Source organism: Microbacterium sp. lyk4-40-TSB-66, from assembly GCF_030209475.1.
GTDB lineage: Bacteria > Actinomycetota > Actinomycetes > Actinomycetales > Microbacteriaceae > Microbacterium.
Window position 1 is genome coordinate 152849 of record NZ_JARVRW010000002.1, and the last position, 24130, is coordinate 176978.

General features: G+C 69.9%; 22 protein-coding genes and 1 tRNA gene. 10 read left to right on the forward strand and 13 right to left on the reverse strand.

Features of this window, described 5'->3' with window-relative positions:
- Positions 1 to 171 precede the first annotated feature (171 nt).
- The 3 genes from QRO03_RS02840 to QRO03_RS02850 form a co-directional block, all read right to left on the reverse strand.
- Entirely contained in the window at positions 172 to 1167 is a 996-nt protein-coding gene (locus QRO03_RS02840; protein WP_285136006.1) for an antibiotic biosynthesis monooxygenase, read from the reverse strand.
- A gap of 2 nt (positions 1168 to 1169) precedes the next feature.
- Positions 1170 to 2642 (reverse strand): guanine deaminase, encoded by a 1473-nt coding sequence (gene guaD / locus QRO03_RS02845; protein WP_350224116.1) that lies wholly within the window; start codon positions 2640 to 2642, stop codon positions 1170 to 1172.
- Between the two features lie 99 nt (positions 2643 to 2741).
- Positions 2742 to 4202, reverse strand: coding sequence for a hypothetical protein (locus tag QRO03_RS02850; RefSeq protein ID WP_285136008.1), 1461 nt, complete (start codon positions 4200 to 4202; stop codon positions 2742 to 2744).
- A 511-nt stretch (positions 4203 to 4713) separates the two neighbouring features.
- On the opposite strand from QRO03_RS02850, the gene QRO03_RS02855 reads away from it, so the two are divergent.
- Complete coding sequence (locus QRO03_RS02855) at positions 4714 to 5925, forward strand: glycosyltransferase family 2 protein (RefSeq protein ID WP_285136009.1); 1212 nt, start codon at positions 4714 to 4716, stop codon at positions 5923 to 5925.
- A 14-nt stretch (positions 5926 to 5939) separates the two neighbouring features.
- Entirely contained in the window at positions 5940 to 6101 is a 162-nt protein-coding gene (locus QRO03_RS02860) for a hypothetical protein (RefSeq protein ID WP_285136010.1), read from the forward strand.
- A gap of 181 nt (positions 6102 to 6282) precedes the next feature.
- On the opposite strand, the gene QRO03_RS02865 is transcribed toward QRO03_RS02860, so the two are convergent.
- Both QRO03_RS02865 and QRO03_RS02870 read right to left on the reverse strand, forming a co-directional pair.
- Positions 6283 to 6759 (reverse strand): hypothetical protein, encoded by a 477-nt coding sequence (locus tag QRO03_RS02865; protein WP_285136011.1) that lies wholly within the window; start codon positions 6757 to 6759, stop codon positions 6283 to 6285.
- Positions 6760 to 6794: 35 nt separating this feature from the next.
- Entirely contained in the window at positions 6795 to 7736 is a 942-nt protein-coding gene (locus QRO03_RS02870; RefSeq protein WP_285136012.1) for a LysR family transcriptional regulator, read from the reverse strand.
- 124 nt (positions 7737 to 7860) lie between these two features.
- Here QRO03_RS02870 and QRO03_RS02875 point away from each other — a divergent pair, with 124 nt between their 5' ends.
- The 5 genes from QRO03_RS02875 to QRO03_RS02895 all read left to right on the forward strand — a co-directional run bounded on the left by QRO03_RS02875 (position 7861) and on the right by QRO03_RS02895 (position 12355).
- Positions 7861 to 8853, forward strand: coding sequence for a putative oxygenase MesX (locus tag QRO03_RS02875; protein ID WP_285136013.1), 993 nt, complete (start codon positions 7861 to 7863; stop codon positions 8851 to 8853).
- A 20-nt stretch (positions 8854 to 8873) separates the two neighbouring features.
- Positions 8874 to 9908 carry a methionine synthase gene (locus tag QRO03_RS02880; protein ID WP_285136015.1) on the forward strand — a complete coding sequence of 345 codons (1035 nt, stop codon included), beginning with the start codon at positions 8874 to 8876 and terminating at the stop codon, positions 9906 to 9908.
- A 208-nt stretch (positions 9909 to 10116) separates the two neighbouring features.
- Positions 10117 to 11157, forward strand: a complete 1041-nt coding sequence (locus tag QRO03_RS02885) for an aldo/keto reductase (protein WP_285136016.1) — start codon at positions 10117 to 10119, stop codon at positions 11155 to 11157.
- A 100-nt stretch (positions 11158 to 11257) separates the two neighbouring features.
- Positions 11258 to 11446, forward strand: coding sequence for a hypothetical protein (locus QRO03_RS02890; RefSeq protein WP_285136017.1), 189 nt, complete (start codon positions 11258 to 11260; stop codon positions 11444 to 11446).
- A gap of 72 nt (positions 11447 to 11518) precedes the next feature.
- Positions 11519 to 12355 carry a hypothetical protein gene (locus tag QRO03_RS02895; protein WP_285136018.1) on the forward strand — a complete coding sequence of 279 codons (837 nt, stop codon included), beginning with the start codon at positions 11519 to 11521 and terminating at the stop codon, positions 12353 to 12355.
- Between the two features lie 79 nt (positions 12356 to 12434).
- Here QRO03_RS02895 and QRO03_RS02900 read toward each other — a convergent pair whose 3' ends face one another.
- The gene (locus QRO03_RS02900; protein WP_285136019.1) at positions 12435 to 12923 is read right to left on the reverse strand and encodes an Lrp/AsnC family transcriptional regulator; all 489 of its coding nucleotides are present in this window, start codon (positions 12921 to 12923) and stop codon (positions 12435 to 12437) included.
- Between the two features lie 80 nt (positions 12924 to 13003).
- Here QRO03_RS02900 and QRO03_RS02905 point away from each other — a divergent pair, with 80 nt between their 5' ends.
- The 3 genes from QRO03_RS02905 to QRO03_RS02915 all read left to right on the forward strand — a co-directional run bounded on the left by QRO03_RS02905 (position 13004) and on the right by QRO03_RS02915 (position 16967).
- Positions 13004 to 13945 (forward strand): DMT family transporter, encoded by a 942-nt coding sequence (locus tag QRO03_RS02905; protein ID WP_285136020.1) that lies wholly within the window; start codon positions 13004 to 13006, stop codon positions 13943 to 13945.
- Between the two features lie 217 nt (positions 13946 to 14162).
- On the forward strand, positions 14163 to 15752 hold the full coding sequence (locus tag QRO03_RS02910; RefSeq protein ID WP_285136021.1) for a molybdopterin-dependent oxidoreductase: 1590 nt from the start codon (positions 14163 to 14165) through the stop codon (positions 15750 to 15752).
- Between the two features lie 114 nt (positions 15753 to 15866).
- Positions 15867 to 16967 carry an ATP-binding protein gene (locus QRO03_RS02915; RefSeq protein ID WP_285136022.1) on the forward strand — a complete coding sequence of 367 codons (1101 nt, stop codon included), beginning with the start codon at positions 15867 to 15869 and terminating at the stop codon, positions 16965 to 16967.
- A gap of 7 nt (positions 16968 to 16974) precedes the next feature.
- On the opposite strand, the gene QRO03_RS02920 is transcribed toward QRO03_RS02915, so the two are convergent.
- The 7 genes from QRO03_RS02920 to QRO03_RS02950 all read right to left on the reverse strand — a co-directional run bounded on the left by QRO03_RS02920 (position 16975) and on the right by QRO03_RS02950 (position 24082).
- Entirely contained in the window at positions 16975 to 17553 is a 579-nt protein-coding gene (locus tag QRO03_RS02920) for an isochorismatase family protein (RefSeq protein WP_285136023.1), read from the reverse strand.
- Positions 17550 to 19838 (reverse strand): MMPL family transporter, encoded by a 2289-nt coding sequence (locus QRO03_RS02925; protein WP_285136024.1) that lies wholly within the window; start codon positions 19836 to 19838, stop codon positions 17550 to 17552. Before QRO03_RS02925 ends, QRO03_RS02920 begins: the two co-directional genes overlap by 4 nt.
- A 41-nt stretch (positions 19839 to 19879) precedes the next feature.
- A complete protein-coding gene (locus QRO03_RS02930) occupies positions 19880 to 20275 on the reverse strand; it encodes a hypothetical protein (RefSeq protein ID WP_285136025.1) in 396 nt (131 codons plus the stop codon).
- 224 nt (positions 20276 to 20499) lie between these two features.
- Positions 20500 to 20572, reverse strand: a tRNA-Thr gene (locus tag QRO03_RS02935).
- A 77-nt stretch (positions 20573 to 20649) separates the two neighbouring features.
- Complete coding sequence (deoC, locus tag QRO03_RS02940; RefSeq protein WP_285136026.1) at positions 20650 to 21321, reverse strand: deoxyribose-phosphate aldolase; 672 nt, start codon at positions 21319 to 21321, stop codon at positions 20650 to 20652.
- Positions 21322 to 21365: 44 nt separating this feature from the next.
- Complete coding sequence (locus QRO03_RS02945; RefSeq protein ID WP_285136027.1) at positions 21366 to 22889, reverse strand: alpha/beta hydrolase; 1524 nt, start codon at positions 22887 to 22889, stop codon at positions 21366 to 21368.
- A 14-nt stretch (positions 22890 to 22903) separates the two neighbouring features.
- Positions 22904 to 24082 carry a DNA polymerase III subunit delta' gene (locus QRO03_RS02950; RefSeq protein ID WP_285136028.1) on the reverse strand — a complete coding sequence of 393 codons (1179 nt, stop codon included), beginning with the start codon at positions 24080 to 24082 and terminating at the stop codon, positions 22904 to 22906.
- Between the last annotated feature and the right edge of the window lie 48 nt (positions 24083 to 24130).

Sequence of the window (24130 nt, forward strand, 5' to 3'; positions counted from 1 at the left end):
GTGGCGACGTCTCAGACGCGGTCATAGTCCACCAGCGCGGACCCGTTCGGCGCAGCCCGGGTGCGGTTGCCGGCCGTCTCTCAATCCGCGGGTCGAGGGTTCGAGCCCCTCCGGGCCCACCCACTTCTTCCTCTCGGCCAGGCGTCTTCGGGATCCGCGCGAGACCCGCCGCTAGCCGGCCAGCGACAACAGCCACGCATAAAGGGCCATCGACGCCCCGTAGACGACGATCAGGATGCCGAAACCGAGCGCCTGCGCGCGCCAACCCGGCTTCGGCTTCAGCCACCACGCGAACATCTTGAACACGCGGGGCATCACGAACCATCCGAGCAGCTGGGTACTGACGAAGTTGCCGACGAACAGCGACAGCCAGAACGGGATCGCGTGCGGGCCGTCGAAGAGCGGCGTGCTGACGAAATAGCTCCACCCGAAGACGATCGGGTACAGCGCCGCGAGAACGAGCAGGTTGTTCTTCATCACCGACTCGCGTGCCGTCTCACCCTGGGGGGTCCAGAAGTCGAAGCCGAAGCTCGACGAGGCGACGGACAGATCCGCGTTGAACCGCTCCCCCTCTTTCAGGAGGCGCTCGCGCTCCGGCGAGTCGATCCAGGCGGCGAGGTTCTCGGCCGTGTCGAAGGTGAGGATGACGACCCACTCGTCCTGAACACCGGGAACGGGACGCTGGATCCGGTGGCCCCGAAAGCCCCGGAACTGCGCCTCGACGTCGGAGATGCGCTTCTGCCACGCCAGATAATCCGCCTCCAGCGCGGGAGGAACCGTGGACGCGATGAGCACCGAGACCTCGTCACCGGGCGACGGGTTCTCGCGGAACAGCGTGACCTCCTCGTCGATGACCTCGACGTCGGCGATCTGCGCGTACAGCTCCCGGCGTGCGGACCCGTCGAGCCACGCGCGCGCCGCGGCGGCATCGGTGAAACGCTGCACGAGCGTCCAGTCGTCCCTCGACTCGCTCGGCGAGATGACGGTGCTGCCCAGATACCCCGGCGTGCCCGTGAGGGCTCGACCCGATCGCTCCAGCCACCCCTCGAACGCCTCGACGTCGCGGGCCGCGACCTTCCGGTGGGTGACGAGCGTGACCGCCGTGTCGTCGGCGCTCGACTTCTCCCCCGGGGTCGGCCGTTCGTCCGCGACGACGAGGCGTTGCACCGTCAGGCCTTCTTGTACAGACGCACGCCGGACACCCAGGTCTCGTCGACGTTGCGGTCGTCGCCGACCATCATCACCGAGAACAGCGCGTGCGCGGCCTCCGCCATCGTGGTCGGACCCGCCTCGCCGAAGAAGAGGGACTGGTGCCACGGCATCGCCGAGGGACCCGCGTTCCAATCGAGTGCGACGAAGTCCGCGGACTTCCCGACCTCGAAGTTGCCCACCTGGTCGTCGATGTACAGGCCCTCCGCGCCGCCCAGGGTGACCGACCAGAAGGCGCGGTAGGGCGAGAGCTTGCTGCGCTCGGCCGCCGCAAGATCCTGGGTGATGCGGTTCGTGGTGCCGTCGAGCAGCGTGTTGCCGAGCATGCCGACCTTGTACGCCTCATCGAGGACGTGGATCATGCTGAACCGGTTGCCACCGCCCATGTCGGTGCCGAACGACATCTTGACGCGCTTGTCGGGATCGGTCGCCTTGGCGAGGCGGAAGATCCCGCTGCCCAGGAAGAGGTTCGAGCACGGGCAGAAGACCACCGCACCGCCACTGTCGGACAGACGCCCGAATTCATTGTCGGACAGCCAGACCGCATGCCCGCCGGAGAACTTCGGGCCGACGAGCTCGTACTTCTCGTAGACGCCGAGATAGTCGGTGCAGTCCGGGTGCGCGAGGAGAAGATTGGAGATCTCGAGCGGATTCTCAGAAATGTGCGTGTTCACCCAGAGGTCGGGGTGTTCTTTCTTCAACCGCTGACAGGCTTTGAGCAGTTCATCGCTCGCTCCGAGCGCGAAGCGCGGGGTGATGGCGTAGCGATTACGACCCTTGCCGTGGTACTTCGCGATCATCGCCTTGCTGTCGTCGTAGAACTCCTCGGGCGTGCTGGTCGACCCTTCCGGCGCGAATTGATCGATGCCCGTGACACCGCTGATCACCAGCATGTCGCGGCGCGCGGCGGCTTCGAAGAACTCCTCGACGGCGACGGTGGAGGTCGTGGTGAACGCCTGCACCGTCGTGGTGCCGCCCGCGAGCATGTTCTCGAGGAAGCGGTCCGACCCGGCGCGCGCGTACTCGCGGTCGCTGTAGCGGGCCTCCTCGGGGAAGACGGTGTCGATGAGCCACGGCAGCAGCTGCTCTCCGAAGGCCCCCAGTGCCCGCGTCTGCGGGACGTGCACGTGACCGTCGATGAAACCAGGGGTGATGATGCGTCCGCGGATCTCGGTGACGTCGAGATCGGGGTGCAGGGGGGACACCTCGTCGAAAGGCCCGAAAGCGACGATCAGCCCGTCTTCGACGACGAGGAGTCCGTCCTGGAGGAATCGAGCCGATTCCTCCTCTCTGCCCACGTGCTTCCACGGGTCATCGATGAAATCGAAGAATGTGCCGCGAATTCCAGAAGTGGCGATGATAGTGCCTTTCACAGAGGGCTGGTGAATGTCCGCGCCGGATGCGCCATTACCTTCGGCAGGCCAATCGGGCACCTAGCGTCATAGTGGCATAGAACGACTCGCGCCCGAGAAGAAATTCGTGCGAACAATGCACGGCCGGTGCGACGGTGGTCCTCGGTCGCGGCGCGATCCTCAACGAACCACGATCGCCGTCGCCGCAGACGTGCGCTGCGACGAGAAGAAGCCGACCTTGTTCCCGGTGACGGTCACGGTGATCCGTTTTCCGAGCTGCGCCGTCGCGACCTTCATCGTCTTACCCGTCGCCCCCGCGATGTCGACGCCATTCGCCTTCCATCGGTAGGTGAGCGTGACCGGGCTGGGCGTCCACGTACCCGGCGACGCGGTCAGCGTCGACCCGATCCTCGCGGTGCCGCTGATGGTGGGGGTGACCGCACCGAGCGTGCCCGCGGTGACGGGGGCCGTCGGCAGCGAGGTCGCGGCATCCGATCCGTCGAGAGCCGAGACAGTGACCGAGATGCGCTTGCCGACCGCCGTTCCCGGAACGGTGAACGAGGCGCCCGTGGCGCCGGCGACCGCGACGCCATCGGCCCTCCACTGATACGTCACCGGGACTTCACGCCCGGAGTCGGCGACCAGGGTCGAACCCGCCGCGGCGACGCCCGCGATCGTCGGGATCGACGGCGCCGGAGGGCCCGACCGGTACACCGCAACGTGTTCGACCGACATCGTGCCCCCCGAGGTCTTCGGCGCCGACGCGCTGTCGCATCCGCAGACGCCGTTCGGCAACCCCCCGCCGATGGCGAGATTGAGGATGAGGAAGTAGTCGTTCGGGATGGCGGCATCCCACGCGCTCTCGCCGATCTCCGCCTCCTCCACGACATGCGTGCTCAGGCCGTCGACGAAGAACTCCAGTCGTTCGGCGCCGGGCTCCGTGCGATCGATCAGTGTCGAGTACGTATGGAACCCGGCCAGACAGGAGGCGCACTCCAGAGGGCCGCTGGTGATACCGAAGGGCTCGTCGCAGGCGCCCCCGTCGGGAAGGTCGCAGTGCAGGGTCTGCAGAAGCTGCGGTGTGCCGTTCACCGCCTCGAGCATGTCGAGCTCCCCTGTGCGCGGCCAGTCGATCTGCGCGTTCGCATCGCGACCGAGAGCCCAGAAGGCCGCCCAGTACCCGGTGGGATCGGCGACGGCGGGCAGACGAACGGATGCCGTCAGGAGCAGTCGTCCGCCCGCGGGTGCCGAGAACGACTTGTCGGCGGTGATGATCCGCCCCGAGGTCCATGCGCCTGACGCATCGCGGAGGGCACGGATGCCGAGGGCGCCGGTCCCGTCGAGGAAGACATTCGCGGTGGACGCGGTGGTGCGATCGATGGCGCCGGTCCCCCACGTCCCGACCTCGTGCTCCCACTGGGGACCCACGGCTGTACCGGCGGGCCCGTCGAAGTCGTCGCGGAACAGCGTCGACCACCCCGGAGCATCGGCGGGGGCGGATGCGACGACCGCCGACGGCGCGGCGTCCGGAGCCTCATCCGCCGCGACGGCGATGCCCGGCGAGCCGGCGAGAGCGACGAGGGCGAGAAGGGCGAGGACGGCGGCCGCGTGACGCGGCGCCGGAAGGAAACGACCGAGCATGACGGGTCCTGCCTCTCGAACACCTGACGATGACGGAGACAACCGTCAGCTCGGCCGTCAAATGAATCGACCTGGAATGAATCTGAGCAGAAGCTGACAAAAGACGCAAGAAATGCTCAATATTGCCCTTTCCTCTTCTTGAGCCGATCTTGAGGTCCCCTTGCGCCCGGGCTGACGCCACCTCGTATTCGTGCGCATAGATTCATCGCTGTCCGGGGCTCCCATGGCCCGGGCAGTCCGCGTGAGCGGCAGCGGGGGCTGCGAGTTTTACATCGGCGAGCCCACTCCCGGCGCACCCGTGCGTGCGTCGGCGACGGAGAGGATCCCGATGACGACCACCACACGGCGCGCCCGCAGGCACGCTTCATCCCTGCCGCGCCGGGCATCATGGGAGGCTCCGCCCGAGAACCTCCCGACTCGGCGTGCACGTAGTCCTCGCCACCACATCTCCCCCTCGCTCAGCGACCTTCAGAGTGGGACGACGCCGACCCTGCGCCGCTCCGTCTCCGCGATGAGGGAGCTGCCCGCCGCGGCCTCGGTCTTCGCCGCCACCCCGACGAGCGAGCGGTCCGCCGAGGTCTCGGTCTTCGCCGCCACCCCGCTGGGAATGCCGTCGGCGACCGAGGTTGAGGCACCGGCCGTCACCCCCACGCGCCGTCGTCGGGCGGGGGCCCGCACCGGGAGCCTCGTCGCCGCCCTTCCCGCGCACAACGAGGAAGCCGGTATCGCCGCCGCGATCCAGGGCCTGCAGAACCAGACGTCGCCGCCCGATCACATCGTCGTGATCGCCGACAACTGCACCGACCGCACCGTCGAGATCGCCCGGGCGCACGGCGCCGAGGTCTTCATCACCACCGGCAACACCCACAAGAAGGCCGGGGCGCTCAATCAGTTCCTGGCCGAAACGCTCCCCCACCTGAGGGAAGACGACGTGGTCCTCGTGCAGGACGCCGACTCCGCGTTGGACCCCGACTTCCTCGAGATCGCCCGTAAGAACCTGCGCGGGCGCATCGGCGCCGTCGGTGGGGTCTTCCGCGGCAGCGAGGGCGGCGGCTTCGTCGGACACCTCCAGCGCAACGAGTACGCGCGCTACGCCCGCGATGTGCGGCGCCTGCGCGGTAAGTGCCTCGTGGTCACCGGCACCGCCGCCGTGCTGCAGGTCGGGCTGCTACGCCGGATCGGAGAGGCGCGCCTCGCGGGCGAGCTTCCCGCGGGCGACGGTCGGGGCGGCGTCTACGACACCACGGTGCTCACCGAGGACAACGAGCTGACCTTCGCGATCCGCCACCTCGGATACGACGTGCTCAGCCCCGCGGGGTGCACCCTCGTCACGGAAGTCATGCCGACGTGGCGCGAGCTGTGGAACCAGCGTCTGCGGTGGAAGCGCGGCGCGGTCGAGAACTGCGTGCAGTACGGCCTCACGCGGGTGACCGCGCCCTACTGGGGGCGTCAGCTGCTCACGATGATCGGCTGCGTCATCACCTACATCTACCTCGCCACCATCGTCTACGCGATCGGGTGGGGCACATTCGCGGTCCAGCCGTTCTGGCTGGGCGTCACCGTGATCTTCATCGTCGAGCGCATCGTCACCGTCCGCGACCGCGGATGGCGGCACATGGTCCTCGCCGGCCTGATGTACGAGCTCGTCATCGATCTCTTCCTGCAAATCGTCCACACCAAGGCATACCTGGACGCGTTGACACGACGTCGACGCGACTGGTGAAACGGAGAAACACCATGTACAACAACATCGCATCGTCCACCGGCGCCGGCGTCGGCGCGGGAGCGCTGGCCATGACCGGGTTCAACTCGGTGTGGCTCGGCCTCGCGGCATTCGCCCTGATCGCGGCCGGTACCGCGATCATGCGCATCGTGCCCCGCCGCACGCGCGAGTCCTGAGCGACGACACGAACGACGTGAGGGCCGTCGGCGCTTCGGCGCCGGCGGCCGTTGTGTTTCCATCGCGGCCGGCCTCGACCGCCTCGAATGGTGCTGCAGCGAAGACAGCGGGTCCCAAGGAAACCTCGTGAGCGCTGAGCGCGCCTCGGCGGTAGTCTTCCGGTTCGCCGGGTCGGTTCGCCTACTCTTCGTCGAACGAGAGCACCCGCGGGGTGGCATCTTCGCCGGGCGGCCAGAGTTCGACGCGAGCGAGAGGGTAGGGCGCGGTCGCCATGATCGGTTCCAACCGCTTCCACATCGCCTCGCGATCGACTCCGTAGAAGTACAAGGAGTACTCCTGACCACCGACGTCGTTGCCGTCCAGGTAGCCGAGCCCCGCGACATCGAGGGCCGTCGAGGCGTGCTCCTCGACGGGCAGCATCGTATCGAGGAGGTTCTCGGGGCCGAATTCTTCTTTCAGGGCGAAGACGACGAGCACAAGGTCTTCAGCGATGACAGCCTCGTCTGAGAGCGCTTCCCACTCTTGTTCGGGGGCGGGGGTCTGCGCCGACGGCGACACGACGGCGCAGCCGGCAGCGAGGCTCACCACACCCAGGATGAGGGCGAGAACGGTGACGCCCACGTGGGGACGGCGAGTGGCACGGTCTGTCGGAGTCACGCATTCCAGTATGTCCGAGCGTCGATGACCCGCCTCTAATCGAGCAGCTCCACCCCGAATCCCGCCACGACCGCACGCACTTCCGCGAGATAGCGCCGCGCCTGGTCGGTGAGCGGAATGGCGCTACGACCGATCCAGCCGATCTCGATGCGTTCGTCGACCTCGAGAGGCACCGCCACGATCTCGGGATCGAGGTCGTCGCTGATGATGCCCGTCGAGATGGTGTATCCGTCGAGGCCGATCATGAGGTTGAAGATCGTCGCGCGGTCGGACACCCGGATCTCCTGAGGACTGGACAGGGTCGAGAGGATCTCCTCGGCGAAGTAGAAGGAGTTGTTCGCCCCCTGGTCGAACGTGAGACGGGGCAGACCCGCGAGGTCGGCGAGCGTCGCCCGCGAACGTGACGCCAGGGGGTTACGCCGCGAGACGAAGATGTGAGGTGCGGCGACGAAGAGCGGGTGGAAGACGAGCCCCGAATCGCGCAGCAGCTTGTCGAGCACGTTGCGGTTGAAGTCGTTGCGGAAAAGGATGCCGAGCTCGCTGCGCAGCGTCCGGACGTCTTCGATGATGTCGAAGGTCCGGGTCTCCCGGAGCGAGAATTCGTACTCCGCGGCATCCGTCGCCCTCACCATGCGGACGAACGCGTCGACGACGAAGGAGTAGTGCTGCGCCGACACTCCGAGGAGGCGCCGCGACGGAGGGCGGCCGAGGTACCGCTGTTCGAGCAGTTCCGCCTGCTCCACCACCTGCCGGGCGTAGCCGAGGAACTCGACGCCGTCGACGGTGAGCGTCACCCCGCGGGCGGAGCGGGTCAGCAGATCGCGGCCCACGCGCGTCTCGAGGTCGCGCATCGCCGCCGACATCGTCGGCTGGGCGACGAACAGCAGATCGGCCGCAGCGCTGATCGATCCCTCCGCGGCCACCTCGATGAAGTACTGGAGCTGTTGCAGCGTGATGCCGCTCGTCCGCTTGGGCATAGGTCGAGGCTATAGCAGGGCATAGCGTCGCAGAATTACCCGATGCCCCCTCTTCGGCTGCACGATGAGGGAACCGACTTCTCCGAGACCCCCGGGTCTCCCCGCTCCCCGGATTGGCATCCCCATGTCGAACGACATCACGTTCCGCATCACCACCACCCGTTTCGACGAGGACTACGCCCCCGCCGAGGGATCGCGCGTCACGACGAACTTCGCCAACCTCGCCCGCGGGGAGGGGCGTCGGCAGAACCTGCGCACCGCGCTGTCGATGATCGACCGTCGCTGCAACGACCTCGCGTCCGACGACGGTGCGGACGCCGATCGGTACCGCGTCGAGCTCGACATCGTGTCGGTGCAGCTGCAGTTCGCCGACGGCGCCGACGAGGAGTTCCCCGTCATCGAGGTGCTCGACGTGCACATCCTCGACACGCGCACCGGCGAGCGCCACCAGGGCATCGTCGGCAACAACTTCTCGTCCTACCTGCGCGACTACGACTTCAGCATCGTGCTGCCCGCCGCTCAGGCCGCCGCGGGCGGATTCTCGGTGCCCGACGACTTCGGCGACCTGCACGGCAAGCTGTTCTCGCACTTCCTCGACTCCCCGGCCTACCGCGAGCGCTTCCCGCTCCCGCCCGTCATCTGCATCAGCGTCTCGACGAGCCGCACCTACCACCGCACCGGCGTCGTCCACCCCGTGCTGGGGGTGGAGTACGCGCAGGATGCCACCTCGTCGCTCACCGACGAGTACTTCGGCAAGATGGGGCTCCAGGTGCGCTACTTCATGCCGCGCGGCAGCGTCGCGCCGCTGGCGTTCTACTTCCGGGGCGACCTGCTGGCCGACTACACCGACCTGCAGCTGATCGGCACGGTCAGCACCATGGAGACGTTCCAGAAGATCTACCGTCCCGAGATCTACAACGCCCGCGTCCCCGCGGGCGAGGTCTACCGCCCCAGCCTGGAGGCGGCGGACTTCGAGCCGACCGAGGTCACGTACGACCGCGTCGAGCGCAGCCAGCTCGCCGTCATCCAGGGCCGTTACGCCGAGGAGCACTTCGTGGAGCCGCACCGCGCGATCCTCGACCAGTGGGCCGCCGACTACGCGCTGGCCGCCCGATGACCCGCGAGGGATCGACCGCCGTGTCGACGCTCCTGCCCACCTCGACCGTCGGAAGCCTCCCCAAGCCCGCGTGGCTCGCGAAGCCCGAGGTGCTGTGGTCGCCCTGGGAGCTCGAGGGCGACGTCCTCGTCGAGGGCAAGCACGACGCCCTGCGTTCCGCGGTCCAGGAGCAGGAGCGCCGCGGCCTCGACATCATCAGCGACGGCGAGCAGACCCGTCAGCACTTCGTCACGACCTTCATCGAGCACCTCGAGGGCGTCGATTTCGAACACCGCGAGACGGTCCGCATCCGCGACCGCTACGACGCGAGCGTGCCGACCGTCGTCGGTGCCGTCAGTCGTCGGGGTCCCGTCTTCGTGGAGGACGCCGCGTTCCTGCGCGCGCAGACCGATCGGCCCATCAAGTGGGCGCTGCCCGGCCCGATGACGATGATCGACACGCTCGCCGACCGCCACTACCGCAGCCGCGAGAAGCTCGCGTGGGAGTTCGCCACGATTCTCAACCAGGAGGCGCGAGAGCTCGAGGCCGCCGGGGTCGACATCATCCAGTTCGACGAGCCCGCCTTCAACGTCTTCTTCGACGAGATGAAGGACTGGGGGGTCGCCGCCCTCGAGCGCGCGGCGGAGGGCCTGAACGCCCAGACGGCCGTGCACATCTGCTACGGCTACGGGATCAAGGCGAACACCGACTGGAAGGCCACGCTCGGGTCGGAGTGGCGCCAGTACGAGGAGTCGTTCCCGCTGCTGCAGCGCTCCACCCTCGACATCGTCTCGCTCGAGAGCCACCGCTCGAACGTTCCGATCGACCTGATCGAGCTCATCCGCGGCAAGAAGATCATGCTCGGCGCCCTCGATGTCGCCAGCGAGCGCATCGAGACGCCCGAAGAGGTCGCCGAGACCCTGCGCCGCGCGCTGCGATTCGTCGACGCCGAGAACCTCATCCCCAGCTCCAACTGCGGCATGGCGCCGTTGCCCCGACAGGTCGCGTTCGACAAGATCAGCGCGCTCTCCGCGGGGGCGCAGCTGCTGCGCGAGGAGCTGGCCGGCGCGTCCTGACCCCCGCCTCGATCGGAGCGGGTGCGGGATGCCACGGCATCCGGGCCGGGTTCGCGCTCCGCGTCCACGGACCAGGATGCCGTCCCGCTCCGCGTCCGCGGTCGACGGGATGCCGCGGCGTCCTGGTCCACGGCACGCTCGGGCGCGCGCGGAACAGGGCGGGCATGGCAGAGTCGAGGCATCCCGCCTACGCCCTTCGAGGAGCACCATGCCCATCGACGCCGATGACCCCCGCCTGACCTCGCCGTTCGATGCCGCCGCCACCCGATACGACGACGTGCCGTTCCTGCGCGCAGGCTCCAGCGGTATCCCGCTCCCCCGCATCTCCCTCGGTCTGTGGCAGAACTTCGGCAGCGCGCGTGCGCTCGACACGCAGCGCGAGATCCTGCGCCACGCGTTCGACCGGGGCGTCGTGCACATCGACCTCGCCAACAACTACGGTCCGCCCTACGGGGCGGCGGAGTCGACCTTCGGAACCGTCCTCGACAGCGACCTGCGCCGCTATCGCGACGAGCTGTTCCTCTCGACCAAGGCCGGGTACGACATGTGGCCCGGCCCCTACGGCGACGGCGGGTCGCGCAAGTACCTCGTGCGCTCGCTCGAGCAGAGCCTGACGCGCATGCGCACCGATCATGTCGACGTGTTCTACTCGCACCGCGTCGATCCCGACACGCCGATCGAAGAGACCGTGCACGCCCTCGCCGACATCGTGCGCAGCGGCAAGGCCCTCTACGCCGGCATCTCCAACTACCCCGCCGACCTCACCCGTCGTGCGCACGAGCTGCTGGCCGCCGAGGGCGTGCGCCTGTTCATCCACCAACCGCGCTACTCGCTGTTCGACCGCACACCGGAAGCGGACCTGTTCCCGACGCTGCGCGAGCTCGCCGTGGGCAGCGCCGTGTTCTCTCCGCTCGCGCAGGGTCTGCTCACCGCGAAGTACCTCGACGGGACCGTGCCCGCCGACTCCCGCGCCGCCGACAGCCGGTTCCTCGACGCCTCGGCGCTCACCGACGACTACCTCGAACGCATCCGCGGCATCGACGGCGTCGCCCGTGAGGCGGGGCTCTCGATCCCCCAGCTCGCCGTCGCCTGGGTGCTGCGCGACCCGGTCGTCACCACCGCGATCATCGGCGCCTCGCGCACGAGCCAGATCGACGACGCGGTCTCGGCGAGCTCGACGCCCCTGTCCGACGACGTCGTGGCAGCCCTCGAGCCGTTCGCGGCCGGGGTGGGCGAGCGCATCGCCTGAGCCGGCGTCGCAGCACACCCGGCGGTGAGGCGCAAGCGTGCCGGCATCCGTCGTCCGATCCTGTCTGCTGGAGTCTCCAGACGCGACAGAAGGAGGCGCCATGGGTGTCGGACGTTGGATCGGAACCGGAGCAGTGGGACTCGCCGGGGCGGTGCTGGCACGCACGGCGATCGGACGCGCGGTCGCCGCGGGCACCGTCGCCTACCGGGTGTGGAACGACCCGAAGGTGCAGAAGGTGCGTCGCCGGGTGGTGGCCAAGATCGCCAAGCAGCGTCGCGCGCGGCGCTGACCGACGGGTGTTCCCCTCGCGTTCACCGCGGTCTCCTAGCCTGAGGCCACCGGAGCGCGAGGGGGACCGCGGATGCCGAAGTCGTCGGGGGCACGGATCGGCATCGGGGCGGCGGTGGTCGGTGTCGTCGTTCTGGTCGGGGCGGGAGTGCTCTTCTACGGCCTGATGGTCGACGAGACGCGATTCGGTCGCCCGAGCGCCGAGTTCGACGCCGCGCGATCCGAGATCGCATCGGTCGAGGGCGTCGAGATCGTGTACAGCGAGAGGTGGGTGGAGGCACCCACGTTCTCGGACCCGGCGTCATACATCTCGGTGACGGTCCGTGCCGACGCGCTCCCCGACCTGCTGGATCGTGCGTGCGAGAGCACGTACCCGGGTGCCGTGTCGTGGGCGATCGAGGTCGACACCGCATCCGAGACACGCGTTTCGCTCTTCTCCGACCCCGCGCCCGGGTGCCTCGAGATCGGCTTCGATCCGGTTCCCGTCGTCGCGGAGATCGACCGCGTCGCCCCGGGACTCCCGGTGCAGGCGGCGCTGATGGACAGCGGGATGTTCACGTTGAACACGATGGAGGACGTCTTCGAGGGCCTCGTCCCGCTCGTCGCGCACGCCGAGGCCGTGCGAGACGCGGCGGGTCTCGCCCCACGGGGACAGGTGGAGGTGGCGGGGAGTCGACTCGGCGTGACCGTCGGCCCCGGTGAAGGACCGGCCTACGAAGAACTCCTCACCCTCCTGATCGCGGATTACGAGGTCTCGTACTTCGGCGCTGCCTCGGGTGACACGCAGATGGACGGCGTCGACAAGGTGCAGGTGGCCGCGCCCGAGCAGCACCACGCGGCGGTCGAAGCGGCGATCGCCCGGTCGTCCCTCCCCCTCTCCGACCTGCCGGTCGCCTTCCTCCCGGAGTAAGGGTCGACCCGGCCACGGGCTTCGGGGCGGTCCGGAGAGGAACCGCGCGCCGGGAGCCCCGTCCGGCGGCGGGGCGATGTCAGGGCGCGCGGACCGCCACGTCGCGGTGGATCGGCAGCGGCGACAGGGGTTTGGTCACCCCGAAGGCGAACGTGGTGTCGATCGACGACAGCGAGGGAATCGCTCGGAGGTGCTCGCGCAGCAGACGCTCGTACTCGTCGAAGCCGGGGGTCACGACGCGGACCAGGTAGTCCCAATCGCCGGCGAGCAGATGCGCCTCGACAATCCAGGGGATGGCGCGCAACCGCTCCTCCACCGCGTCGACGGTCGAGCCCTCGTGCGAGGCCAGGCGCAGCCGCACGAAGGCGGTGATCTCGAGGTCTACCGCCTTCGGCGACACCACCGCGCGGTAGCCCGAGATCACACCCGCGTCCTCGAGGCGTCGGACGCGGCGCAGACACGGCGAGGGCGAGAGCCCGACGCGATCGGCCAGCTCCTGATTCGTGAGCCGACCGTCGCTCTGCAGCTCGGCGAGGATGAGTCGGTCGATAGCGTCGAGAGCGTTCATGTAGCAGATTCTGCCAATCGAGCAGGTCTCGCCGCAATATCCGCAATCGTGTGCCGCGCCGATCTTTCTACGCTCGCAGGGTGACGACGTTCGCCCTTCCGCGCCCCACTGCGGTGTCGCGACGTTCGATCATCGGCGTCCTCGCCCTCGCCGCCGTCGTCTGCCTGTGGTCGTCCTTCGCGCTGTCGACGCGCGCGCTCGAGACGGCGGGGATGAGCATGGGGGATGCCGCGATCGTGCGCTTCGGTGTGCCCGCGATCGCCCTCGCTCCCTGGATCCCCCGGACGCTCCGGCGTCTGCGCGGCGAGCGTGCGGGCGTGATCGCGCTCGTGCTGCTCGCGGGACTCCCCCACTTCCTGCTCTTCGCCTGGGGGGCGCACCTGACCTCCGCGGCGCTGACCGGGTTGCTGGTACCCGGTACCGTGCCCCTCTTCGTCACGGTGCTGCTCTTGCTCGCCTTCCGCGCGCCGATCTCCCGCCGCCGTCTGGTCGCCCTCGGAGCCATCGTCGCGGGCGTCGCCGCCAGCGCCACCCTCACCGGCGGGCCCGCGGGTCCGGGCGGGATCGCCGTACTGATGGCGGCGGGGTTCGTCTGGGCGGCGTACACGATCGGTCTTTCGCGTACGCGCCTCGACCCGCTCGGGGTCATCGCCCTCGTCTCCTTCACCTCACTCCTCTTGGCACTCGTGCTGGCCGCGGCGGGGGCGCTGCCCTCGCAGCTGTTCAGCGGCACCGTCGACGTGCCCGCGTGGGGCGCGTACGCCCTCGTGCAGGGCGTGGGCACCGGGCTGCTGTCGACCGCGTGCTACGTCGTTGCGGTGAAGAACCTCGGGAGCAGCATCACGGCGGCGGCCGGCGCCCTCAGCCCCGTCCTCACCGCCGTCGTCGCCATCCCCCTCCTCGGCGAACCGCTCACGGCCGGACTCGGAGTCGCGCTCGTGCTCATCGTGTCGGGGGTCGTGGCCTTCGCCCTCGCCCCCGCCCGCGCGGCGCGGACCCCGCACACCGGCCCACCGCGCTGAGGCCCGCGCGCCGACGGCGAGGTGCGGCGCCGGGGCGCGCGGGTGGGGCGTCGGCGCGCGGCAGTGGCGTGGGGCGGGCGCGGGGGCCGGGGTCGGGCGTCCGGCGGCCGGCACCGGGCGCCGGGCACCGTGCGACCGCGGCATCCGATCACCCCTCCGCTCCGAACAAGAGATGAGGCGGGGTCGCGCATGCGTGGCACCCGGGAACGAGGATGAAATGACCACCGACACCGCGGCGCGCACCGACCGAACGGCTCGAGTGCGCCGCCCCCACGCCTGGATCTGGGCGGCTTTCGCCGGCATCGCGTCGGCCGCCGTCCTCCTCGCCGTCGCGGAGCTGTTCGCCGCGCTCGTCGCACGCTCGGCCAGCCCGGTGCTGGCGGTCGGCTCGTTCATCGTCGACATCGTGCCGCGTCCGTTGAAGGAGCTCGCGATCACGCTGTTCGGGGAGACCGACAAGATCGCACTCCTGGCGGGCGTCGGCGTGGGTGCGGCCGTCGCCGCGGCCGTCGCCGGCATCGCACAGTACCGGTTCCGTCCGGTCGGCGCGGTGCTCATCGGCATCGGCGGAGTCCTCGCCACCGCCGCCATCATCACCCGCACGGGGGCCGGAGCCCTCGCGTGGCTGCCCCCGGTCCTCGGCACGATCGCCGGGATCTTCGTCCTCGTCTTCGCCGTCGCGCGCCTGAAGCGGTGGGTCGCCGCGGTCCGCGAGGACGACGCGCGGGTCGCCGGCACGAACCGCCGTCAGTTCCTCCTCTTCACGGGCATCACGACCGCCGGCGCCGTCATCGTCGGCGTCGGTTCCCGCATCCTCAACGCCACCACCTCCTCGGTCGCTGCGGCGCGCGACGCGTTGCGACTCCCCGCGGCGCGCACGACCGTCACGGTGCCCGACGGGGCGAGCTGGCAGATCGACGGCCTCACGCCGATCATCACGCCCAACGACGACTTCTACCGCGTCGACACCGCTCTGAGCGTTCCCAACGTCGACCCGACCACGTGGAGCCTGTCGATCGACGGGATGGTCGACAACCCGATCGAGCTGAGCTTCGACCAGCTGGTGGGGATGGGCCTCGACGAGTACGGCGTGACCCTCACCTGCGTCTCGAACGAGGTCGGCGGCGGCCTGGTCGGCAACGCCATCTGGACCGGTGTCCCGATCCGCGACGTACTGCGCATGGCGGGCGTTCAGGCCGACGCCGACATGGTGCTGTCGGAGAGTGTCGACGGCTACACGGCATCCACTCCCCTGTCGGCGCTGACCGACGACAACCTGGACGCCATCTTCGCGGTCGCCATGAACGGCGACCCCCTGCCGTTCGACCACGGGTTCCCCGTGCGCATGGTCGTCCCGGGCCTTTACGGCTACGTGTCGGCGACGAAGTGGGTCACCAAGCTCACCGTGACGCGCTTCGATCGCGACGAGGCGTACTGGACCCCGCGCGGCTACTCGGCCGAGGCCCCCATCAAGATGTCCTCGCGCGTCGACACCCCCAAGATCGGTGCGCCGGTCGCTTCCGGTGCGATCGTCATCGCCGGCATGGCATGGGCGCAGCCCGTGGGTGTCGCGAAGGTCGAGGTCAGCATCGACGACGGCGACTGGCAGGAGACGCAGCTGTCCACCCCGATCAACGACCAGTCGTGGGTGCAGTGGAAGCTGGACTGGAACGCCGACCCCGGATCGCACTACATCGCGGTGCGCGCCACCGACAAGCAGGGCAACCTGCAGATCCAGGATCAGGCTCCCATCGCGCCCGACGGATCGAGCGGCTGGCAGCGCACGCTGGTGACCGTCTCGTCGTAACGGGGCGCACGCGCACCGGTGCCACGGTGTCAATCGCTGTCGCACGCGGTGCCCTCTCGGGCATGATCTCCTCATGCCTTACGCCCGTGCGCTCCCCGTCCCCGGCGCGCGCGCATGAGCGTCATCCCCGGCGGCGAGCCGCCGGCAGGACCCGACGACCGCGGCCCGCACACCCTGACGAGCATCCGTCGCTCGATCCCGCGCGACTGGGATGAACAGGTCGACCTGTTCGCCATCGTCAAACTCGACAGCGGCGGTTTCGTGCGGGGGTGGAACCTGGGCGCCGAACGCATCAAGGGCTACACCGAAGAACAGATCATCGGATGCCATTTCTCGCAGTTCTATCGCGAGGACGCCCGTCGCCGCGGCATCCCGGATCAGCTGCTCGCCGCGGCTCAGCGCGACGGACACGTCGAGGACACGGGCTGGCGGGTCCGCAACGACGGCAGCGAGTTCTGGGCGCGTGTGACCATCTCGGCGATCCGCAACGACCAGGGCCAGGTGCTGGGGTTCGTGAAGATCGTGCGCGACCTGACGAGCGAGAAGCGGGCGTCCGACGACCGCGCCGCCGCACGGCGTTCCCTCGCGGGCGATCTGCTCTCCCCCGCGACGGAGCTGCGCGAACACCTCGCGCAACTCGCCGAAGAGCTCGGGCCCGACCACCGAATCCTGCGGCTCGCGGCGGAGGCCGGCGATCGCATCCTCACGGTGGCCGAGACGATCGGGGGCGTCGCCGACACCCGCGCTCGGCAGGGCCGGCGGAGCGAGACCTTCGCCGTGGTCGTGCGCGACGCGGTCTCGGTCGTGCTCCCCGGCGACACCCACGGCCGCGTCGTGTTCGGACGGATGGATGCCGTGCCCGTCTGCGCCGACGTACGGGGACTTCGAAACGCGGTCGCGCACGTGCTCGAGAACGCCGCCAAGTACTCCGACGACGTCATCGACGTCGACGCCTACGAGACCGACGAGGGCGCCGCCGTCCGCGTGCACGATCGGGGCCGCGGCATCCCCTCCGACGATCTGGCCGCGATCCTGCTGGACGGCCGTCGCGGTCGATCCGGCGCCGAGGAGGACGGCGGTCGGGGAAGCGGCCTGGCGACCGCGCAGCGCACCGTCGGCGAGCACGGCGGCATCCTGCGCATCACCAGCGTGCCGGGAGAGGGGACGACCGTGACGATCACGATCCCCCGCTCCGACGACACGCTGTCGTGCTGACCGGGGCTCAGTCCTCGGACACGGCGAGCTCTGCGCCCGCGGCGGCGATCTCGGTCAGCGCGGCCTCACTCGAGACGGGGTGCACGCCCGCGACGAGGTCGGTGAGCACGCGCACTCGGCGTCCGGCTGCCAGCGCGTCGAGAGCGGACGCCCGCACGCAGTAATCGGTGGCGATACCGACGACGTCGATGTCGCGGATGCCGTGGGCGTCGAGGATCCCGGCCGCGGTCTCTCCGTCGTCGGACACGCCCTCGAAGAGCGAGTAGGCGGGCTTGCCCTGCCCCTTCTTGAGGTGGTGGGTGACGCGCGTGGTGTCGAAGACGTCGTCGTAGGCGGCGCCGTACGTGCCGCCGACGCAGTGGACCGGCCACGTGTCGACGAAATCGGGTTCGGTCGAGAAGTGCCCACCGTTGTCGTCGTCACCGTTGTGCCAGTCGCGAGAGGCGACGACGAGCGCGTACTCGTCGGCGTGGGCGTCGAGGTAGCGCGAGATGCGCTCGGCGACCGCGTCGCCGCCCTCGACACCGAGGGCGCCGCGCTCGGTGAAGTCGTTCTGCACGTCGACGATGAACAGGGCACGGGTCATGCGTCGAGCCTACGCGCGCGCCGTCCGTCCGCGCCCGGCCCCGCGATGCCGCGACCCACGGCGTCGGCATCCCTCCGCCCCAGCTCCGACGGCCACCAGATCCGGCGGCCGAGGTCGTAGGCCAGCGCCGGCACGAGCAGCGAGCGCACGACGAAGGTGTCGAGCAGCACGCCGAAGGCGACGATGAACGCGATCTGCGCGAGGAACAGGATGGGGATGACACCGAGCGCGGCGAAGGTCGCGGCCAGCACGAGGCCCGCCGACGTGATGACGCCGCCGGTGGCGACGAGACCGCGCAGGATGCCGGGCCGTGTCCCGTGCGCGAGGGACTCCTCCCTCACGCGGGACATGAGGAAGATGTTGTAGTCCACGCCCAGGGCGACGAGGAAGACGAATCCGTACAACGGCACCGACGGGTCGGCGCCGGGGAAGCCGAAGACGCCGTCGAACACCAGCGCGCTGACCCCGAGGGCCGCGCCGAACGACACGATCACAGTTCCGATGAGGATGAGCGGAGCGACGACCGAGCGCAGCAGCGCCATCAGGATGAGCAGGATGACGACGAGCACGATCGGGATGATGAGCGTGCGGTCGCGGATCGAGGTGTCGACCGAATCGATGTCGGTCGCCGTCACCCCGCCGACGATCGCGGTGTCCTGGCCGAGCTCGGCGGTCAGGCTCGCGCGCAGATCGCGCACCGTGTCATCGGCGGCCGCCGAGTCGGCGGTGTCGGCCAGCGTCGCCGCCACCAGCACGTCGCCGTCGGAGACGGTCGGCGCGGGGGCGGGGGTTCCGGGCGGCCCGAACGCGGTGGTCTGCAGAGCGCCGTCGGCGATCGTGACGGGCGCCTGGCCGCCGGGCGCCTCGGACGAGAGCACGCCGATGCTGTCGATCCCCGTGCTCTGCTCGAGGACGGCGACCGCTTCGGCCGCACGGTCCTCCGGCACCAGCACGTAGGCGGGGCTGCCCGAGCCGCCCGGGAAGTGCTCGGCGAGCGCTGACTGGCCATCGCGCGCCTCGGAGGCGCCGAGCACCAGATCGCTGGCGGGCACGCCGTCAGCCCGCAGCTGCGTGACACCGACGCACGCGGCCAGCAGCACGAGGGTGCAGACGATCCACACCGGGCGTGCGCGACGCGCGACGAAGCGCGCCTGGCGCGGCCAGAGGCCCTTCGCGGGTGCGGTGAGATCGGCGGGGAGCAAGGCGGCGCCGGGCTTCGGCGCGAAGGGCCAGAACGCTGCGCGGCCGAACAGGGCGAGCAGCGCGGGCAGGAAGGTGAGGGCGGAGAGCACCGCGAACGCGATGCCGATCGAGGCGATCGGTCCGAGCGCGCGGTTGGTCGCGAGGTCCGACAGCAGCAGGCAGAGCAGACCCGCGATGACCGTTCCCCCCGAGGCGAGGACGGGTTCCACCGCTCCCCTCCACGCTCGCACCGTGGCATCCCATCGACGCTCCCCCGATCCGATCGCCTCGCGGAACCGCGCGACGTAGAGCAGGGCGTAGTCGGTGGCGGCGCCGATCACGAGGATGAACAGGATGCCCTGCACCTGCCCGTTCAGCACCACGATGCCGGCGAAGGCGAGCCACCACACCGTCAGCAGGGCCACGCACAGCGCGAACACCGACGTCAGCAGCACGAGGATCGGCAGCAGCGGCGAGCGGTAGACGACGACGAGGATGACGAACACCGCCGCGAGCGCCACGATCAGCAGAAGACCGTCGATGCCGAGGAAACCCTTGACGAGGTCGGCGGTGAACCCCGCGGGGCCGGTGACCCAGGCGTCGACACCGCCGGGTACGTCGCCGGCGACCGCTTCGCGCACCTGCTCCACCACCTCGCGGACTTCGCCGGAACTGTCGATCGGCACGAAGATCTGCGCCGCCTGGCCGTCGTCGGACACGACCGGCGGAGACGCGTCTCCCGCCACGCCGTCGATACCGGCGATGTCGGTGGCCAACGTCTGGAGGGAGGCGACCGGGGAGTCGCTGAGGGCGGTGCCGTCGGCCGTGACGGCCATGACGATCGCGGGAATGGTGTCGCCGCCGGTGAAGTCCGTCAACCGCTCGCTCACCCGCGTGGCGTCGGCCGACTGCGGCAGGAACGACGACTGATCGTTGGTGGCGACCTCGTCGACCTTTCCGAAGAACGGCCCACCGATCGACCCGCCCACCACCCACAGCAGCACGAGCAGGCTCGGGATGCCGATCCGCAGCCAGCGCGAGACGCGGGGAGCGTGGGCGGAGCGCCGTGAACGGCGGAGGGCGGGGCGCGGCGAGTCGGACATATAGCTAGCTTATCTAGCGATATGGGTTCCGCGTCAACTTCTCACCCGCGGACGAACAGCATCACGATGGAGACGATGAAGGCCACGAGCCCCAACGCCAGGACCCCTGCCGCGAGCAGGGACACGAACCGCACGAGCGGCGAGAAGTGCGTCAGGCGCATGCGGTGCTCGCTCCCCCGCCGGTAGAAGATGTCGATCATGTCGGCGGAACCGACCTTGGCGTCGTCGTGCGCCGAGAGCGCCGCCTCGTTCACGCCGCCGTCGTGGTCGAACCACCGCACGACCCGTCCCTCGCCGACGCGCTCCACCACAGCCCGCGCGGGCAGCCACGTGCCGTCGGCGAGCAGGAGGAAAACCGCGGCGAGGGCGAGCAGCAGCCCCGCGCCCAGGCCCACCCACGTGAAGATCTCGATGAGGGCGTCGATCGCATTCGACACGGGGAACTCCAGCGGGTAGCGGACGGGGCACGACCGTCGTGGGGGGCGGGCTGTCAGCCTATCGGTCGGCCCGCCGGTCCCCCGGAACCGTCCGTACCCGGGCGGGAGGGCGGCGGCCTCGGGGCCTTCTCGTCGACCGGGCGCGCCCTCGGGGGTGGGCGTCACGCGACGGCCAGGGAGCATGAAAAGGCCCCCACCCGGTGGAAGCGGGTGGGGGCCTTCGGAGCCGCCTAAGGGAATCGAACCCTTGACCTATTCATTACGAGTGAATCGCTCTGCCGTCTGAGCTAAGGCGGCACGTGCGCGCTGTCGCGTGCACGATCATCGAGTTTACATGCTCCAGGGCCCTCGGACGCACACGCCCGACGTGGCGATCAGTAGTCTCCGCTCGCGGCCTTGTCGGCCAGGATGTCGCGGCTCGACGACAGGCCCAGACGCGTCGCTCCCGCGGCGATCATCTGCTCGGCGGCGTCCCTCGTGCGCACGCCACCCGAAGCCTTCACCTCGGCCCGATCGCCGACCGTGCGCTTCATCAACGCGACCGCGTGCGCACTCGCGCCGCCGGCCGGGTGGAACCCCGTCGAGGTCTTGACGAAGTCGGCGCCTGCGGCCACCGCCGCCTCGCACACCGCCACGATCGCCTCGTCGCTCAGCGCCGCCGACTCGATGATGACCTTGAGCACGGTGGGGGCCGGGGCGGCGGCGCGTACGGCGCGGATCTCGGCCTCTACGAGGTCGTAGCGCCCCTCGACGGCGGCGCCCACGTCGATGACCATGTCGATCTCGTCTGCGCCCTGCGAGACCGACAGCGCCGCCTCGGCCGCCTTGATCTCGGCGTGGTGCTTGCCACTGGGGAAGCCGCAGACCACGGCCAGCTTGAGTCCCGCGGGCACCTCCACCGGCAGGAACGACGGCGAGATGCAGACGCTGTAGGTGCCCAGCTCGGCGCCCTCGGCGATGAGTCGCTCGACGTCGGCGCGGGTGGCCTCGGGCTTGAGCAGGGTGTGGTCGATGTAGGTCGCCAGGTCGGCGGTGGGCGCGGTCATAGGGGTCTCCTCGGGGTGTGACGAACCAAGCGTAGGTGAGGGCGCTACTCGCAGCGCAGCCCCGTGTCGGGCACGGTGCCGTCGACGAGGTAGTCGTCGACCGCGCCGTTCACGCACGCGTTGCCCTTGTTGTAGGCAAGGTGACCCTCGCCGACGTAGGTGACGAGCACGCCCTGCGAGAGCTGCCCTGCGAGCGCCTGCGCCTCGGTGTAGGGCGTGGCCGGGTCTCCGGTGGTGCCGAGGACGAGGATCGGCGGCGAGCCCGGCGCGGTGATCTCGGCGCGGGTGCCGGTCGGCTGCGCGGGCCACGCGGCGCACGGGTCGGGCCCGACCCAGTACGGCGCGACGACGGGGGCCTTCTGCGCGAGCTCCGCCTCGAGAGCGGGATCATCGGTGTCGCCCTCGTCGGGGTAGTCGACGCAGTTGTAGGCGCGCAGCGCCTGCAGCGTGTTGCTCGGGTACTGCCCGTTCTCTCGACCGTTGTAGAAGTCGGCCAGTTGGAAGGCGACGGACGCGTCGCCGTTCTGCACGTCGGTGAGGGCGACCCGCAGGTACGGCCAGCTCTGGTCGCTATAGAGCGCGGCGAGGACGGCCGTGACCAGTGTGTCCGCGCCGAGGCTGCGGCCGTCGCCGTTCGTCAGCGGGCGGACGTCGACCCGCTCGAGCAGCGCGGTCAGATCGTTCATCGCGTCGTCGACGGAACCCCCGAACGGGCAATCCGAGCGCGTCAGGCAGTCGGCCATGAAGGCCCGCAACGCGTTCTCGAAACCCACGGCCTGAGCGATGCCGCTCGCGCTGCCGGGCAGGCTCGGATCGATGCCGCCATCGAGCACCATCCGACCGACGCGTTCGGGGAACAGACCGGCGTAGGTCGCTCCGAGCAGCGAACCGTACGAGAAACCGAGATAGGAGAGCTTCGCATCGCCCAGCACCGCGCGCAGCAGATCCATGTCGCGCGCGGCGTTCTCGGTCGAGATGTAGGGGAGGATGCCGTCGCTGCCCGCCTCGCATGCCTGAGCGAAATCGGCCTGCCGCTGCTCGAGCGCGGCGTTGCGTTCGTCGCTCCCCCGCTTTCCCGGCGGGATGTCGTAGAGGAAGGCATCCATGTCGGACGCGTCGTAGCAGGTCACGGCGGACGACTGCCCGACGCCCCTCGGGTCGAACCCGATCACGTCGTAGGAGGCGGTGAGGGTCTCGTCGGCCACGAGCGACAGCGAATCGCGCACGGTGTCGACCCCGCTGACGCCCGGTCCACCGGGATTGGTGAGCAACGACCCCAGCGGCTGACCCGACGTCGCGCGATGGCGGATCACCGCCAGCTGAAGGTCGCCGGCCGACGGATCGGCGTAGTCGCGCGGGGCGGTGACCGTCGTGCAGTCGAAGCCGACGCTGCCGCAATCGCTCCACGTCAGCGTCTGACCGTAGTAGGGCAGGAGTGGCGCCTCGACGCCGTCTGTCTGCGGGGCCAGCGAGCGCCCCGTGTCGGGCGCGACGGGCGGGATCTGCGCGTAGAGACACCCGCTCAGCACGAGAGCCAGACCCGCCACCCCCGCGATTACGGCGGACATGCGTCGGCGCAGGCTCACGGTGCCGAGCCGTTCGCGACGGTGATCATGAGGCTTTCCAGTGCGAGCAACGGGGCGGCGTTCTGTTCGAGGTTGCGGCGGGTGACCGAGATGCGATCGAGAACCCCGAGGGTGCGGGAGGGCGTCCACTCGGCCGCGACGGCGCGCAGGGCGTCGATCCGCTCGCTGTTGACGAGATCGCCCTCGCGGCCGTACTGGATCATCACGACGTCGCGGAACAGCGACTGCAGGTCGGTGAGCACCCGGTCGATGCCGTCGCGGAGGCTGCGGGTGGCCCGGCGTTTCTGGTCGTCTTCGAGGGCGTTGACCTGGCCGCGCACCGACGGCGGCACGGCGGCCCCCTCGGCGACACCGAGGATGCGCAGCAGCGATCGGCGCTCTTCTTCGTCTCGGGTGGCGGTGAGGGCTTTGGCGTCCTCGGTGGCGAGGCGCACCATCCGACCCGCCACGTCGACGGCGTCGCCGATGCCCCGCACCGCGAGGACGGCGGCGAGCGTCTCGGCGCGGCGCGCACGTGCGTCGTCGTCGGTCGCGAGGCGCTGGGCCATGCCGATGTGGCGCTGCGCGTGGCGAGCCGACTCCTCGGCGATCTCGGCGGAGACACCGGTGCGCTCGACGATCAGCGACGCCACATCGGCGACCGACGGTTCGCGCAGCCGGAGGACCCGCACTCGCGAGCGGATGGTCGGCAGCAGGTCGGCGTCGCTCGGCGCACAGAGCACCCAGACGGTCTTCTCGGGCGGTTCCTCGAGAGCCTTGAGAAGCACGTTCGACGTGCGCTCCGACATGCGGTCGGCGTCTTCGACCACGATCACGCGATGCCGGCCGAGCGACGGCGCGAACGACGCGCGCTCGACGAGGCGGCGGGCCTCGTCGATCCGGATCACGACCTGCTCCGTACGCAGGGCCGTCAGATCCGGGTGGGTGCGCGCGAGCACCTGCCGCTGGGCGCGCTCGTCGCCCGGGTCGGCGATGAGCGCGGCGGCGAACGCGTAAGCGAGGGTGGAGCGCCCCGAACCGGGCGGACCGGTGATGAGCCAGGCATGCGCGAGGGAGGAAGGGGTGGACGCCGCCGCGCGGAGCGACGCGACCGCCTCGTCTTGCCCCCACACGGCGTCCCACGGGAAGGGCGCCGAGCCGACGGCCTGCGGGGACGGTTCGAGGGCGACGGACATGGGCTCCAGCCTAACCGCGGGCTCCGACACCGCCGCTGGCGTTCGGCT

Coding starts and splice junctions, on each gene's coding strand:
- QRO03_RS02850 (WP_285136008.1), bottom strand. CDS start 4,202: ATGCTCGGTCGTTTCCTTCCGGCGCCGCGTCACGCGGCCGCCGTCCTC.
- QRO03_RS02855 (WP_285136009.1), top strand. CDS start 4,714: ATGAGGGAGCTGCCCGCCGCGGCCTCGGTCTTCGCCGCCACCCCGACG.
- QRO03_RS02860 (WP_285136010.1), top strand. CDS start 5,940: ATGTACAACAACATCGCATCGTCCACCGGCGCCGGCGTCGGCGCGGGA.
- QRO03_RS02870 (WP_285136012.1), bottom strand. CDS start 7,736: ATGCCCAAGCGGACGAGCGGCATCACGCTGCAACAGCTCCAGTACTTC.
- QRO03_RS02875 (WP_285136013.1), top strand. CDS start 7,861: ATGTCGAACGACATCACGTTCCGCATCACCACCACCCGTTTCGACGAG.
- QRO03_RS02885 (WP_285136016.1), top strand. CDS start 10,117: ATGCCCATCGACGCCGATGACCCCCGCCTGACCTCGCCGTTCGATGCC.
- QRO03_RS02890 (WP_285136017.1), top strand. CDS start 11,258: ATGGGTGTCGGACGTTGGATCGGAACCGGAGCAGTGGGACTCGCCGGG.
- QRO03_RS02895 (WP_285136018.1), top strand. CDS start 11,519: ATGCCGAAGTCGTCGGGGGCACGGATCGGCATCGGGGCGGCGGTGGTC.
- QRO03_RS02900 (WP_285136019.1), bottom strand. CDS start 12,923: ATGAACGCTCTCGACGCTATCGACCGACTCATCCTCGCCGAGCTGCAG.
- QRO03_RS02910 (WP_285136021.1), top strand. CDS start 14,163: ATGACCACCGACACCGCGGCGCGCACCGACCGAACGGCTCGAGTGCGC.
- QRO03_RS02915 (WP_285136022.1), top strand. CDS start 15,867: ATGAGCGTCATCCCCGGCGGCGAGCCGCCGGCAGGACCCGACGACCGC.
- QRO03_RS02920 (WP_285136023.1), bottom strand. CDS start 17,553: ATGACCCGTGCCCTGTTCATCGTCGACGTGCAGAACGACTTCACCGAG.
- QRO03_RS02925 (WP_285136024.1), bottom strand. CDS start 19,838: ATGTCCGACTCGCCGCGCCCCGCCCTCCGCCGTTCACGGCGCTCCGCC.
- deoC (WP_285136026.1), bottom strand. CDS start 21,321: ATGACCGCGCCCACCGCCGACCTGGCGACCTACATCGACCACACCCTG.
- QRO03_RS02945 (WP_285136027.1), bottom strand. CDS start 22,889: ATGTCCGCCGTAATCGCGGGGGTGGCGGGTCTGGCTCTCGTGCTGAGC.
- QRO03_RS02950 (WP_285136028.1), bottom strand. CDS start 24,082: ATGTCCGTCGCCCTCGAACCGTCCCCGCAGGCCGTCGGCTCGGCGCCC.